The organism is Glutamicibacter sp. Je.9.36, from assembly GCF_051129975.1.
Classification (GTDB): Bacteria; Actinomycetota; Actinomycetes; order Actinomycetales; family Micrococcaceae; genus Glutamicibacter.
Genome location: NZ_JBCPSN010000006.1, coordinates 260,653 through 274,061 on the forward strand (window position 1 = coordinate 260,653; position 13,409 = coordinate 274,061).

Annotated in this window: 15 protein-coding genes and 1 pseudogene; 13 read left to right on the forward strand and 3 right to left on the reverse strand. The window is 62.7% G+C overall.

Going from position 1 to position 13,409, the window contains the following annotated elements; translation table 11 throughout:
• Positions 1-3: 3 nt before the first annotated feature.
• A complete protein-coding gene (locus AAZQ98_RS15530; protein ID WP_434693532.1) occupies positions 4-834 on the reverse strand; it encodes a tryptophan-rich sensory protein in 831 nt (276 codons plus the stop codon).
• A gap of 114 nt (positions 835-948) precedes the next feature.
• Here AAZQ98_RS15530 and AAZQ98_RS15535 point away from each other — a divergent pair, with 114 nt between their 5' ends.
• The 9 genes and pseudogenes from AAZQ98_RS15535 (at position 949) to AAZQ98_RS15575 (ending at position 7,773) form a co-directional block, all read left to right on the forward strand.
• Positions 949-1,437, forward strand: coding sequence for a MarR family winged helix-turn-helix transcriptional regulator (locus tag AAZQ98_RS15535; RefSeq protein ID WP_434693533.1), 489 nt, complete (start codon positions 949-951; stop codon positions 1,435-1,437).
• Positions 1,438-1,449: 12 nt separating this feature from the next.
• Positions 1,450-2,553: a polyprenyl synthetase family protein gene (locus AAZQ98_RS15540; RefSeq protein WP_434693534.1), complete on the forward strand. Its 1,104-nt coding sequence runs from the start codon at positions 1,450-1,452 to the stop codon at positions 2,551-2,553.
• A gap of 5 nt (positions 2,554-2,558) precedes the next feature.
• A complete protein-coding gene (locus tag AAZQ98_RS15545; protein ID WP_434693536.1) occupies positions 2,559-3,503 on the forward strand; it encodes a phytoene/squalene synthase family protein in 945 nt (314 codons plus the stop codon).
• Positions 3,455-5,092, forward strand: a pseudogene (crtI, locus tag AAZQ98_RS15550) (phytoene desaturase family protein); the annotation flags it as partial. The gene AAZQ98_RS15545 and the pseudogene crtI, both read left to right, overlap by 49 nt.
• Positions 5,089-5,451, forward strand: coding sequence for a lycopene cyclase domain-containing protein (locus tag AAZQ98_RS15555; protein ID WP_434693538.1), 363 nt, complete (start codon positions 5,089-5,091; stop codon positions 5,449-5,451). The pseudogene crtI and the gene AAZQ98_RS15555, both read left to right, overlap by 4 nt.
• The gene (locus tag AAZQ98_RS15560) at positions 5,441-5,761 is read left to right on the forward strand and encodes a lycopene cyclase domain-containing protein (RefSeq protein ID WP_434693540.1); all 321 of its coding nucleotides are present in this window, start codon (positions 5,441-5,443) and stop codon (positions 5,759-5,761) included. Before AAZQ98_RS15555 ends, AAZQ98_RS15560 begins: the two co-directional genes overlap by 11 nt.
• Positions 5,758-6,621 carry a prenyltransferase gene (locus AAZQ98_RS15565; RefSeq protein WP_434693541.1) on the forward strand — a complete coding sequence of 288 codons (864 nt, stop codon included), beginning with the start codon at positions 5,758-5,760 and terminating at the stop codon, positions 6,619-6,621. The genes AAZQ98_RS15560 and AAZQ98_RS15565 overlap by 4 nt, the downstream gene beginning before the upstream one ends.
• Positions 6,622-6,646: 25 nt before the next feature.
• Positions 6,647-7,171, forward strand: coding sequence for an isopentenyl-diphosphate Delta-isomerase (gene idi / locus AAZQ98_RS15570; protein WP_434693543.1), 525 nt, complete (start codon positions 6,647-6,649; stop codon positions 7,169-7,171).
• Positions 7,172-7,248: 77 nt separating this feature from the next.
• A complete protein-coding gene (locus tag AAZQ98_RS15575; protein ID WP_434693545.1) occupies positions 7,249-7,773 on the forward strand; it encodes a hypothetical protein in 525 nt (174 codons plus the stop codon).
• Positions 7,774-7,854: 81 nt separating this feature from the next.
• Here AAZQ98_RS15575 and AAZQ98_RS15580 read toward each other — a convergent pair whose 3' ends face one another.
• Positions 7,855-8,316, reverse strand: coding sequence for a hypothetical protein (locus AAZQ98_RS15580; RefSeq protein WP_105658083.1), 462 nt, complete (start codon positions 8,314-8,316; stop codon positions 7,855-7,857).
• A 117-nt stretch (positions 8,317-8,433) separates the two neighbouring features.
• Here AAZQ98_RS15580 and AAZQ98_RS15585 point away from each other — a divergent pair, with 117 nt between their 5' ends.
• From AAZQ98_RS15585 to ilvC, 4 genes are all read left to right on the forward strand, one after another.
• A complete protein-coding gene (locus AAZQ98_RS15585; RefSeq protein WP_434693546.1) occupies positions 8,434-8,616 on the forward strand; it encodes a hypothetical protein in 183 nt (60 codons plus the stop codon).
• Positions 8,617-8,934: 318 nt separating this feature from the next.
• The gene (locus AAZQ98_RS15590; RefSeq protein ID WP_105658084.1) at positions 8,935-10,818 is read left to right on the forward strand and encodes an acetolactate synthase large subunit; all 1,884 of its coding nucleotides are present in this window, start codon (positions 8,935-8,937) and stop codon (positions 10,816-10,818) included.
• 3 nt (positions 10,819-10,821) lie between these two features.
• A complete protein-coding gene (ilvN, locus tag AAZQ98_RS15595) occupies positions 10,822-11,340 on the forward strand; it encodes an acetolactate synthase small subunit (RefSeq protein WP_105658085.1) in 519 nt (172 codons plus the stop codon).
• Between the two features lie 122 nt (positions 11,341-11,462).
• Positions 11,463-12,494 (forward strand): ketol-acid reductoisomerase, encoded by a 1,032-nt coding sequence (gene ilvC, locus AAZQ98_RS15600; RefSeq protein ID WP_013348730.1) that lies wholly within the window; start codon positions 11,463-11,465, stop codon positions 12,492-12,494.
• A gap of 115 nt (positions 12,495-12,609) precedes the next feature.
• Here the strand turns inward: ilvC and AAZQ98_RS15605 are convergent, their stop codons facing one another.
• The gene (locus tag AAZQ98_RS15605) at positions 12,610-13,266 is read right to left on the reverse strand and encodes a sunset domain-containing protein (RefSeq protein ID WP_434693549.1); all 657 of its coding nucleotides are present in this window, start codon (positions 13,264-13,266) and stop codon (positions 12,610-12,612) included.
• Positions 13,267-13,409: the final 143 nt, after the last annotated feature.

Below are 13,409 nucleotides of genomic sequence, written 5' to 3' on the forward strand. Positions count from 1 at the left end.
GGCTCATAGAGTTCGAACACCGCGCTTGCGCCAGGCGATCACCATGGATCCGAGCAGGAGCAGCGCGGCGCAGCCCAGCGCGGCGTACCCGGCCAGTTCAGACTGGTTGGTTCCGGCCAGCCGGCTCACGCCGATCCAGCCCAGGCCCCAGGCGATGGCCAAGGCGGTGAAGATCCTGCCCGAGTAGGCGGTGGTGCCCATCCCGATGGCGGCTGCGACTACCAGCAGTGCCACCGCCGCGCCTGGTGCCCAGGAGGCGTCCTGGCCAAAGCCCAGGGAGAGCAGCCATGCCGAGGTGTTGGCGATGCTGGCTACGCAGACCCAGCCCAGGTAGATGCCGAAGGTCAGCCACATGATCCAGTATTCGGTGCGCGAGGCCGGGGTGCCTGACACCATGATGGTCAGCATCCAAGCCAGGCACGCGACGAGGATGAAGATCACCGCGACGCTGGCGCCCAGCCAGCCCAGCTGGACCACGGTAATCCATGCGGCGTTCAGCAATGCCGAAAGCAGCGCGGGAATCCGCAGCTTAGCGGCCCAGGCCGAGCGGCGTACGGCGGGGGTGAGCTGGAAAATTCCGTAGACGGCCAGCCCGGCGTAGATCACGCTCCAGATGGAGAAGGCCGGACCCGCGGGGGCCAGCAGCGTCGAGTCAGCGCCCAGATAGCCACCGGCTGCCTGCTGGACCGGAGTTCCGCCCAGGGCCCCGCTTCCGATGAATGAAACGGCAATGGCCAGGACCAGGGCAATCGCCGTGAACACCGGCAGTGCCCAGGATGTGGCTGACGCGGGGGCTCGATAGGGAAAATTCGGGGAATCCGTGGAACTGCTCATCGTGTGCTCCTGATGTCGGTTGAAAATTTTTCCCGCTTCGAGTCGACAAAACGAGATAGTTAAACCATGATGTATCTAGAAAAGCTAAATATCAACTAGGTGAGAGAAGTTATCATGGATTGTTCACGTCCGCTGATTGCCTCGGAAGTGTTTCGATTGCTGCTCAAGCTCCAGCGGTCCTATGCACTGAGCGAAGCGCGCCTGCGCCACAGCCTCGACCTGAACGATACAGATTTGCGTGCGGTGAACCTGCTGCGTTCCATGCAAACGCCCAGCTCCGGGGAACTGGCCCGCGAACTGGGAGTGTCATCGGCAGGAATCACCTCGGTGCTGGACCGGCTCGAAGCCCGCGGGATGGTTGAAAGAAGGCACCATGCCGCGGACCGGCGGCGCACCCTGGTGGCACAGGGACCCAATTTCCCGGTGTCCACCGGGCCAGGGCAGGTGCTGCTGCGCAAGCTGCACACGTTCTACGCGCAGCTGGACGAGCCGTCCCGCAGGAATCTGGGCGCGCTGCTCGACGATGCCCGGCGAGAGCTGGCAACGCGGGACACCGCGACCAGCGAAGAGAACCAAGCAAACCCCACCACATCCTTTCAGTAGGGAACCATGAGAATGCACACCACCACACACCAGGCCCCGCCGGCCGCAGCGGCTGGCGCGCCAGCCTCAGGCGGGCTCATCGATGCACCCACCCGGCGCGCCATCAGCGATCGGCTGGAATTGCTGGCCACGCAGGCCCAGCGCCGCAGCGCCGCCTACTCCGCGCAGACTGCGCTGCTCTGGTCCCGGATCTCCGAACGGCTGGCTACCGGCAAGCTGATGCGACCGGGGCTGGTAATGCTCGGCTACCGGGCCTTCGGCGGACGCAATGAGGCCCGCGCCATCGACCTGGGCTGCGCCTTCGAGCTGCTGCACGCCGCCTTGCTGATCCACGACGACGTGGTGGACCGCGACTTCGTGCGCCGCGGGGAAAAGACCATCTCGGCGCTCTACCGCGACCACGCCATCGCCAGCGGCCGGAACCGGGCCGATGCCGAGCATGCGGGCAATTCCGTGGGCATCATCGCCGGGGACCTGCTGATCAGCGAAGCGATCAAGCTTGCGGCCAGGGCCTCGGCCGGAAGCGACAGCGAAGCCGGGGTGCAGCAGGCCTTCTTCCAAGCCATCGAGCAGGCAGGGGCCGGAGAACTCGAGGACCTGCTCTACTCGCTGGGCCCGGCTCCGGCGACCACCAGCCAGGTGCTGCGCATGGAGCAGATGAAAACCGCGGCCTACTCCTTCCAGCTGCCGCTGCAGGCAGGGGCACTGCTGGCCGGGGCGCACCCCGGACAGGCCGAGGCCATCGGCGCGGTGGGCTGCCAGCTCGGGGTGGCCTACCAGATCATCGATGATGTGCTGGGCACCTTCGGGGACCCGGCACGCACCGGCAAGCCGGTGGAATCGGACTTGCGCGAATTCAAGAGCACCATCTTGCTGGCCCTGGCCAGCGAGCAACCCGAATTCGCCAAGCTGCTGGGCGGATTCCGCGAAGGAACAGTGGATGCCGGCCGGATCCGCCAGGAATTGGCCGCGCAGGGGGCCGAGCGCTTCGCCCGGCAGCTGGCCCAGCAGCTGTGCTCGCGGGCCACCGGCTCCGCGGCCTTCCTGGATCTGCCCGAAGAAGCCCGGACGCTGCTGCGCGAATGCACCGGCCTGATCCTGGATCGAAGCAGCTGAACGCCATGAAACCTGACAATTCCCCACACAGCACCGCAGGCACCGCTGCCTTGGAGCACTATTCGCGCACCGCCCAGCGCAGCGCCAGAGTGGTGCTGGGCGAATACTCCACCTCGTTCTCGCTGGCCTGCAGGCTGCTCGATGCCGCCAGCGCCAGGCACATCGCCAATATCTACGCGCTGGTGCGCCTGGCCGATGAAATCGTGGACGGGGTGGCCTGCCAGGCCGGCCTGGACAACCAGGCCATCGCCGCGTGCCTGGACGAGCTGGAAGCAGAAACCCTGCGCGCCATGGAACGCGGGTACAGCACCAATATGGTGGTCCACGCTTTCACCATTTCCGCCCGGGCCACCGGCATCCACGCCGAGCTCACCGCCCCGTTCTTCGCCTCCATGCGCGCGGACCTGGGCACCGGGCAGCATGATGCGCGCAGCTTGCAGGACTACATCTATGGCTCGGCCGAAGTCATCGGGCTGATGTGCCTGCAGGTCTTCCAGGCGATGCCCGCCGCGCCACAATTGACGCCTGCCGAGGCGCAGTGCGCCAAGCACGCCGCCCGCAGCCTGGGCGCGGCCTTCCAGAAGGTCAACTTCCTGCGCGACCTGGCAGAAGACAGCGAAGATTTGGGACGCAGCTACTTTCCCGGCCTGGACCCGGCAGGATTCGATGAGCCAAGCAAGGCGCTGCTGGTTGCACAGATCGAGCAGGATCTGGCCCAGGCCCGTGCCGGCCTGCCCTACCTGGCCCCGTCAGCTGCCCGGGCGGTGCGCCTGGCCCATGACCTGTTCCGCGAACTGAACTCCCAGCTGGACAAGGCCCCGGCCTCCCAGCTGCTGCGCACCCGCATCTCGGTCTCCGCCCCGCGCAAGGCGCTGATCGCCGCCCGCGTGCTGCTGGGCACCCGGGGCACCACCGGCCGCAAGCCAAGAATGGAAGTAGCAAGCAGATGAACCACGCACAAAGAGAAGTCGTAGTCATCGGGGGCGGATTCTCCGGCCTGGCCAGCGCCGGGTTGCTCGCCGCCCGAGGCTGCAAGGTCACCTTGATCGAGCAGCAGCCGCATCCAGGCGGACGCTCAGGGCGCCTGGAGCGCGACGGTTTCCGCTTCGACACCGGCCCCTCCTGGTACCTGATGCCCGAGGTCTTCGAGCACTGGTTCAAGCTCATGGGCACCAGTGCCAGCGAACAGCTGGAGTTGCGCGAATTGGCCACCGGCTACCGCACCTTCTTCCAGGGCCGCGAAGAACCGGTGGATGTCGGAACCGGCGCCGCGGCCAGCGGACTCTTTGAAGCCCTGGAACCGGGCAGCGGCCCAGCCTTGGGGCGGTACCTGCGCACCGCGAAGGAAGGCTATGAATTGGCCTTGGAGCATTTCCTCTATGACGATTTCAATTCGCTCACCTCCCTGCTGCACCCGCGGATCCTGCGCCGGACCCCGCAACTGGCCCAGCTGCTGGCCTCCAGCTTGGAAAGCCATGTGGCCCGGCGCTTTTCCAGCAATGAGATCCGCCAGCTGCTCGGATACCCGGCGGTGTTCCTGGGCTCCAGCCCGAGCCGCACCCCTGCGCTCTACCAGCTGATGAGCCACCTGGACCTCACCGACGGGGTGAAATACCCGATGGGAGGCTTCGCTGCGGTGGCCGATGCCATGGCTGAACTGGCCCGGAAACACGGAGCGGACATCCATCTCTCAGCCACCGCAACGGCCATTGAAACCAGCGCAGGAAAAAATCCCCGGGTCAGCGCGGTGCGCTGGATCGACGCGCACGGCAGGCAGCAGCTCACCCCGGCGACCCAGGTGATCGCAGCCGCCGATGTGCGCCACCTGGAAGGCCAACTGCTGCCCGAAGCGCTGCAGACCCATACCGCCAAGAGCTTCCAGCGCAAGGACCCCGGCCCCAGCGCGGTGCTGCTCTGCCTGGGCATCAGCGGCAAGCTGCCGCAGCTGGAGCACCACAACTTGCTGTTCACCACCGACTGGAAAGAGAATTTCTCGAGGATTCGCCAAGGGCGGATGCTGGAGGCGGAAACCAGCATCTATGTCTGCAAGCCCAGTGCCACCGACCCCTCGGTGGCCCCGGAGGGTTGCGAGAACCTGTTCATCCTGGTTCCGGCTCCGGCCATGCCCGAATGGGGGATTGGCGCAGCCGATGGTGCAGGAGATGCCGCGGTGGAAGCGGTGGCCGACGCGGCCATCGACCAGCTGGCCGCATGGGCTGGCATCACGGATCTTCGCGAGCGGATCGTGGTGCGCCAGAGCATCGGCCCGGGGGACTTCGTCCAGCAGTACGGCGCCTTCAAAGGCGGTGCGCTGGGCCTGGCCCATACCCTGGGGCAAAGCGCCATGCTGCGTCCGGGCAACCGCAGCGCCAAGGTGGGCGGGCTGCATTATGCCGGCAGCACCGTGCGCCCTGGAATCGGCGTGCCGATGTGCCTGATCAGCGGGGAACTGGCTGCCAAAGCGGTGCTCGGGATCAAATCCGCGGGGCCCATGGACGAAAACTTCGCGGCCACGGTGCGGCAGGAGGCCGGAGCATGATCTACCTGGGCATCTTGCTGGCACTGCTGGTCTGCATGGGGCTGCTGGACGCGAAGGGAAAGCTCTTCATCTTCCGCCACCCGGTGCGCGGGATCCTGGCCCTGGGGCTGGGCACCGGATTCTTCGTGCTCTGGGATGTGCTGGCCATCAGGCAGGGCATCTTCCTGCATAAGGAATCGGAGCTCATGACCGGAATCATGGTGGGCGAGCAGTTCCCCTTGGAAGAAGTCTTCTTCCTGGTCTTCCTGTGCTATTGCGCCATGATTGCCTTCACCGGGCTGCCGGTGCTGGCCGGCATGCTGCGCAACCGAAACCCGAAAGCATCCAAGCGCACGTTGGGGGAGAACCATGTTCCTTGAATTGAGCCTCTGCTTTCTTCTGGCAGCCGTGGCCGTCTTTGCCGCCGGGCTGGCCGCCAGCAAGCAGCGCCTGCGCTCGGTAGCCAAGCCGCTGGGCGCCGCCATGGCCCTGATGCTCCTGCTCACCGCGATCTTCGACAACCTGATGATCTACGCCGGGCTGTTCGGCTACGGCAGCGGGACGCTGTCCGGGGTGCATCTGGGCCTGGCCCCGATTGAAGACTTCTTCTACGCCGCCTGCGCGGTCTTCCTGGTTCCCGGGCTGTGGTGGCTGCTCGGTGCCCGCAGCCACAGAAAGGACGCTTCATGATCCGCGGAATCGTAGCGAGCTCACGCCCCATCTCCTGGGTGAATACCGCCTACCCGTTTGCCGCCGCCTATCTGCTGGCCGGCGGCGGGATCGATTGGCGCCTGGTCCTGGGCACGGTGTTCTTCCTCTTCCCCTATAACCTGCTGATGTATGGCGTGAACGACGTCTTCGACTACGAGTCGGACCTGCGCAATCCGCGCAAGGGAGGAATCGAGGGGGCGCTGCTGTCCAAGCAGAGCCATAAGGCTCTGCTCATCGCCTGCGTCCTGTGCGCCGCGCCGTTCCTCGCGGTGCTCGCGGCGGCCGGGGACGGCGCAGCCAACCTCGTTCTGGCCGTGTCCATCCTTGCGGTGCTGGCCTACTCCGCACCGCGGCTGCGCTTCAAGGAAAGGCCCGGGCTGGACTCGCTGACCAGCGCGGTGCACTTCGTCTCCCCGGCGGTCTACGGGTGGGTGCTGGCTGGCGCCAGCGTGCAGGCCGAGCAGTGGCTGGTCTTCTGCGCATTCCTGCTCTGGGGGATGGCCAGCCATGCCCTGGGCGCCATCCAGGATATTGTTCCCGATCGCCAAGGCGGGCTGTCCTCGATCGCCACCGCCTTGTCGGCCCGCACGACCATCTACCTGGTCTTGGCCGCCTACCTGCTGGCCGGAGCGCTCGTGGCGGTGGGCCTTTCGGGCCTTGGCCGCTGGGCGGCGGTGCTGGCCCTGGCCTATGTGCTCAACGTCCTACCCCATCTTGGAATCAGCGATGCAAGCTCGGGTACGGTTAATCGAGGATGGAAGAGATTCCTGTGGATCAACTACCTGTGCGGTTTCCTGCTGACCATGCTCCTGATCTTTTCGGCACTTTTCACCTACTAGACCCGGATGGGATTCAAGGATTTCAATGGACGTCATTTTGCTTTCGGATCAAGGCCAGCCTATTGGCACGCGCCCGAAAGAATTGGTTCACACCACGGATACCGTGCTGCACCAGGCATTCTCCTGCCATGTGCAGAATCAAGCCGGCCAGGTGCTGGTGACGCGTCGCGCCCTGTCCAAGGTGACCTGGCCAGGGGTCTGGACGAACTCCTTCTGCGGGCATCCCCAGCCCGGCGAGAGCTTCGAAGAAGCCATTACGCGCCACGCGGCCCATGAGCTCGGCTTCAAGGTCAGCCGCATCGAATCGGCGCTGCCGGACTTCCGCTATCGCGCCGTGGATGCCTCGGGCATTGTGGAGAACGAAATCTGCCCGGTCTTCACCGCGATAATCGACAGCGAGATCTCTGCGAACCCGGACGAAGTCATGGACTACTGCTGGGTGGATCCGGCACAACTCGGTGAAGCCCTGCGCGCCACCCCGTGGGCCTTCAGCCCGTGGCTGGTGATGCAGGCTGCAGGGATGTCCCTGTACCAGGCCAAGCAGGGCTGATTCCGGGTCCGCCGCGTGGAATCCCGTGCTGGATGATTCCTGTGGAATTGTCCGGGTCATTGGCTATGCTCAATTGCATGGTGCTTCAAGTAATTTCTTCCGGTATCCAGCGGCACGGCGCGGCCATCCATGCCTTGCGCAGGGCCAGTGTGGTCGCCGGCGGCCTGGTGCTGGCTTCGTCCCTGGCCAGCTGTGCCCCGCTCCAGTTCGAAGCATCCGCGCAAACTCCTGGCGTGAGCCCGCTGATCGCGGCCTTGCCGAAGTATGCCGACAACCTCCAGGAAGTCGAAGGGCGCCAGGAATGGGCGGATCAGAAGATCTTCCAGTACCTCAATGGCCAGGGCGCAGCAGGCTTCCATTCATTCGCCGAGGATTCCATCCAGTACGCCACCGTGGGGTGGCTCTCTCCGGTCCAGGGCGTGCTCGCCATTGTGGTGGAGGGCAGTGATTGGATCGCGGAGGGCAGTGCTGCCGGCTATGCCGAACGGGTCATGACCTCCGTCGGCTACGAATCAATCGAGTTGGACCGGGTTGAGATCCTCACCGTCGAAGGGCAGCTGCTCGCCTCCGACTACCGCGGGAATCATCCCGGGGCTTTGTAAGCGAAAAGGCCATCTCGCCGCATAGCTTCCAATGGAGCTAGCTGGCGGGATGGCCTTTGCTATGGCGAATTCTCTTGCTGGTTATACGAAGTTCTCGGTGCCTTCGATGGTGTTCATGAAGTGGTCCATGAAATCAGCGAAGTCCTCTGCATCCGATTTCTGGTCAATGGTGGCACCAATGCTGATGGCATCATCGACATGCAAGTCGATGCTCGGCGCTTCGGGAATGCTGAAGCGGAACACCCGGCCCGAAGAGATCGCGATTTCGTAGCCGCCATCGCTGAGCTCGGCGAGCTGGTTCACATTCGTATTGTTGATGTTGATCGCATCCTCGGATGCTTCCAAGCTGCTGGCATTCACTGGCGCAATAATCAGTTCCGCTGGTTGGCGCCGATATCCAATGACCTTGAGCCCTCCGGAGCCGGCGATGCCGGTGCCCGCCACGAGATTGTAGCTGGCGAAGTTGGGGATCTGCGAGTCGAAGGCCTCATGGAGGCGGGCCTTTACCTGCTGGGTTGGATTTTCGTCTGGGCGCTTGTCCATAACCAATACTCTACCGATAACTTTGGACAATTTGACCAGTCGCAACATTTATCGAAATGTGTCATCGGCACGTCATGGGTTATCTGATTGGTCATATTGACTTCTAGAATGGGATTAATGAGCCAGGATGCTAATTCAGTCGTCAAGCCATGCGCCCGTGTGGCCATCGACGGAACTCATGCCTTTCCCGGCTCAACGCTGCAAGCGAAACCAACTGCCTGGCAGGTGGCTTCCTTGGAGCAAGGGGTGCGCAGCGCGAGCGATGCGCATTCCCGGCAGCTGGTGCTTGTCTCCAGCTAATCCCGTTTCGACAGGCGCTTTTGGTGCCTGGGGAGCGAAAAGCCAAGGCTTGTTCGCGGTGTCGCGTCCAAGGCTTGGACATCCATCTCATATAATGAGATAAACAGGGTGTCTAGTTGCTCTTTGCCGTGAGGTGGAGAAAACTAGAGGCATGCAAACAAACACCGATGTACTACTAGTTATCAGGCGCGGAGCCTGAGACACTGTCCAACACCACGGACAGTACGTCGGTAACGCGCAAGCCCCCTTTCGTCAGTAGTGACGGCCGCGGGGCGTTTTTTATGCGCAAACGAAGAGATAGATATGGAAAGGATCCCGATGAGCAACTCAACACCCGCCAATCCGGCGTCGGTTGCGAAGTCAATCAATCGAACCAAGGATGCCGCCGCCGCTGTCTCTTCCGTCGTGGAGGCTTCGAACCCGGTACAGGGTCCGAATAATATCGTTGCTCCCACACAGATGACGGGCTCACAAGCCATCGTCCGCTCGCTGGAAGAACTGGGCGTCAAAGACGTCTTCGGATTACCAGGTGGGGCCATCCTTCCCACCTATGATCCACTGATGGATTCGACCAAGATTAACCACATCTTGGTCCGCCACGAACAGGGTGCCGGCCATGCCGCACAGGGTTACGCCATGGTGAGCGGGGAAGTGGGCGTATGCATCGCTACTTCCGGACCAGGCGCAACCAACCTCGTCACCGCACTGGCCGATGCCAATATGGACTCGGTGCCAATGGTGGCAATCACCGGTCAGGTCAATAGCGCTTTCATTGGCTCTGACGCATTCCAGGAAGCAGACATTGTCGGCATCACGATGCCGATTACCAAGCACGCTTTCCTGGTCACCAACGCGGAAGACATTCCGCGCACGCTGGCCAGCGCGTTCTACCTGGCGCAGACCGGCCGTCCCGGCCCGGTGCTGGTGGATATCACCAAGGATGCCCAGCAGAGCGACATGACCTTCTCATGGCCGCCAAAGGTCGACCTGCCGGGCTACCGCGTGGTCACCCGCGGACACAACAAGCAGCTGCGCGAAGCCGCCAAGCTCATCGCTTCGGCAACCCGCCCGGTGCTGTATGTCGGCGGTGGCGTGATCAAGGCCAACGCCCATGAGCAGCTCAAGGAATTCGCGGAATTCATCAACGCGCCGGTGGTCACCACGCTGACCGCACGCGGTGCCTTCCCGGACTCGCATGAACAGCACGTGGGCATGCCAGGCATGCACGGTGCCGTCTCTGCAGTCACCGCACTGCAGCAGTCGGATTTGCTCATTACCCTCGGGGCCCGCTTCGATGACCGCGTCACCGGAGTGCTCTCCACCTTCGCGCCGAACGCGAAGGTGATCCACGCCGATATCGATCCTGCGGAAATCTCCAAGAACCGCGTGGCAGATGTGCCGATCGTCGGCTCGCTGGATGAAATCATCCCGCAGCTGCACGAGGCCTGCGCCTCGCGCTTCGAGAACGAAGCCCAGCAGGATCTGGCCGGCTGGTGGGGACTGCTCAACCGCCTGCGCGAAACCTACCCGATCGGCTACACCGAAACCCACGACGGGCTCTCGGCTCCGCAGAACGTCATCGGGCGCATCGGCGAGCTGACCGGTCCAGAAGGCGTCTACGTGGCAGGCGTGGGCCAGCACCAGATGTGGGCAGCGCAGTTCGTCAAGTACGAGCGCCCGCGCTCGTGGCTGAACTCTGCCGGCCTGGGCACCATGGGCTACTCGGTTCCTGCCGCCATGGGCGCCAAGGTGGCGCAGCCGGACCGCGTGGTCTGGGCCATTGACGGAGATGGCTGCTTCCAGATGACCAACCAGGAACTGGCTACCTGCGTGATCAACCGGATCCCCATCAAGGTTGCCATCATCAACAACTCGTCGCTGGGCATGGTCCGCCAGTGGCAGACGCTGTTCTACGATGGCCGCTACTCCAACACCGATTTGAACACCGGCCACGGAACCGCCCGGATTCCGGACTTCGTGAAGCTGGCCGACGCCTACGGCTGCGTGGGCCTGCGCTGCGAACGCGACGAGGATATCGATGCGACCATCCAGAAGGCATTGGAAATCAATGACCGTCCGGTAGTCATCGACTTCGTGGTCTCGGCCGACTCCATGGTGTGGCCAATGGTGCCATCGGGAGTCAGCAACGACCAGATCCAGATTGCCCGCGGCATGACCCCTGAATGGGAAGAGGAGGACTAGAACATGGCAAAGCATACGCTTTCGGTACTGGTTGAAGACGTTCCCGGCGTGCTCACCCGCGTCGCCAGCCTCTTCGCCCGCCGTGCCTTCAACATTCACTCGCTGGCCGTGGGCCCCACGGAAATTGCCGGCATCAGCCGCATGACCGTGGTGGTGGACGCCGAAGGGGATTCCCTGGAGCAGGTCACCAAGCAGCTGAACAAGCTGGTCAACGTCATCAAGATCGTGGAACTGCTGCCGGAAACCTCGGTGCAGCGCGACCACATCATGATCAAGGTGCGCGCCGATGCGGCGACGCGACTGCAGGTCACCCAGGCCGCGGAGCTGTTCCGCGCATCGGTGATCGACGTATCCACGGACTCGCTGGTCGTCGAGGCCACCGGCAATGCGGCGAAGATCGAAGCACTGCTGGCAGTACTTGAGCCATTCGGCATCCGCGAGATCGTCCAGGCCGGAACGCTGGCCGTGGGACGCGGAACAAAGTCGATGAGCGACCGTGCCCTGAAGACGCTGTCCGCCTAAGCGCACAACGACTTCAAGAGACACGAACTACAAATTTAGGTATTTGGCACCTAGCTTAGAAGAAAGCAAAAGTGCCTAAGCACAAGACTTCTTTACCAGAAGCACAAATAAGGAGAATTACAGTGGCTGATCTGTACTACGAAGACGACGCAGACCTCTCGATCATCCAGGGCAAGAAGGTAGCTGTCATTGGCTACGGCTCCCAGGGCCACGCCCACGCACTGAGCCTGCGCGACTCGGGCGTCGAGGTTATCGTCGGCCTGGCTGAGGGCTCCAAGTCCCGCGCCAAGGCCGAGGCCGAAGGCCTGAAGGTAGCTACCGTTGCCGAGGCAGCGGCTTGGGCAGATGTCATCATGATCCTGACCCCGGACCAGGTCCAGGCCCAGGTCTACACCGAGTCGATCGCCGAGCACCTCGAAGAGGGCAACGCATTGTTCTTCGGCCACGGCTTCAACATCCGCTTCGGCTTCATCCAGCCACCAGCCAACGTCGACGTTGCACTGGTTGCTCCCAAGGCGCCAGGGCACACCGTGCGCCGCGAATTCGAAGCCGGCCGCGGCATCCCTGACCTGATCGCCGTGGAGCAGAACTTCACCGGCGGCGCCAAGGAACTGGCACTGTCCTACGCTGCAGGCATCGGCGGCACCCGTGCCGGCGTTATCGAGACCACCTTCACCGAAGAGACCGAAACCGACCTGTTCGGCGAGCAGGCTGTGCTGTGCGGTGGCACCTCCCAGCTGGTCCAGTACGGCTTCGAGGTCCTGACCGAAGCTGGCTACAAGCCGGAAATCGCCTACTTCGAGGTGCTGCACGAGCTGAAGCTGATCGTCGACCTGATGTGGGAAGGCGGCATCGCCAAGCAGCGCTGGTCGATCTCCGACACCGCTGAGTACGGCGACTACGTCTCCGGCCCACGCGTGATCACCCCAGAGGTGAAGGAAAACATGAAGGCTGTGCTGGCTGATATCCAGTCCGGTGCATTCGCCAATCGCTTCATGGAAGACCAGAAGGCCGGCGCTCCGGAGTTCAAGGAACTGCGCGCCAAGGGCGAAGCCCACCCAATCGAGACCACCGGCCGCGAACTGCGCTCGCTGTTCTCCTGGATCTCGGATGCATCCTCGGATGACTACGTAGATGGTTCGGTAGCCCGCTAATCATGCGGCTGCCTGCATAATCTGCACACAATAAATCGACCTCGGTTGCTTTCCATTTGGGAAGCAACCGAGGTCGATTTTTTAGTCTGCTGGGTCGGATACCAGCCAGGCAGGCTTAGAGCTTCGAAGCCCGGTAGCCGGCCTTGCGCGCATCAGCTGCAGTCTTGAAGCATTCTTCTGGCTTCGTGATGTTGTAGAAGCGCTGTCCCTTGACGTGGTACTTCCACTCCTTCTGGCTGCCGGTGCGGTTGCCCTTCACCGGGTAGCCCGCAGGGCAGTTCTTCGCCTTGCCGCTCATCTTCACGGAACGCTTGGCGGCCGCCTTCTTCACCAGCAAGGTCTGCGTCTTCTGCACGGTCGAGGTCTTGCCCTTGAACTGGTACTTGACCGTGGTGGTGACCTTGTAGGTGCCCGCTGCAAGCTTGACGGACTTCTTCTTGCTGGCGACGGTCTTCTTGCCCTTGACCACCTTCAGCAACGCCGACTTGATCTTCACGTTCTTTGCCTTGGAATAGCTAGGCTTGATAGTCGCCTTGGCTGAACCCTTGACCGTTTTCGTGCCGATTTTCTTGATGGTTACCGCAGGAGCCTTTTTCTTCGCAGCAACGATGCTGGCAGATGAAATGCTGGTGGGCAACGGAGCGGCCGAGGCCGCGGAGACACCGGAGAATACAAGTGCTCCCGAAGCGATGACAGCGAGTGAACGCTGAACTAATTTATTCAATTTCTCCCCATGGAAAGTCGAGCGAGCATGGGCACTGATCGGTCCCATGTGCTGATTCTAATCTGGACTGGGAATAGAAACTATGTCTGGACGCGATTGTGATCGATTGCGGCTATTGCCGTCAAAGCGTTACCCGAGCAGTCGAGTGTTTTCCCAATGATTAGTTGAAGCCTTTGCTAGGCTCGGGCAAA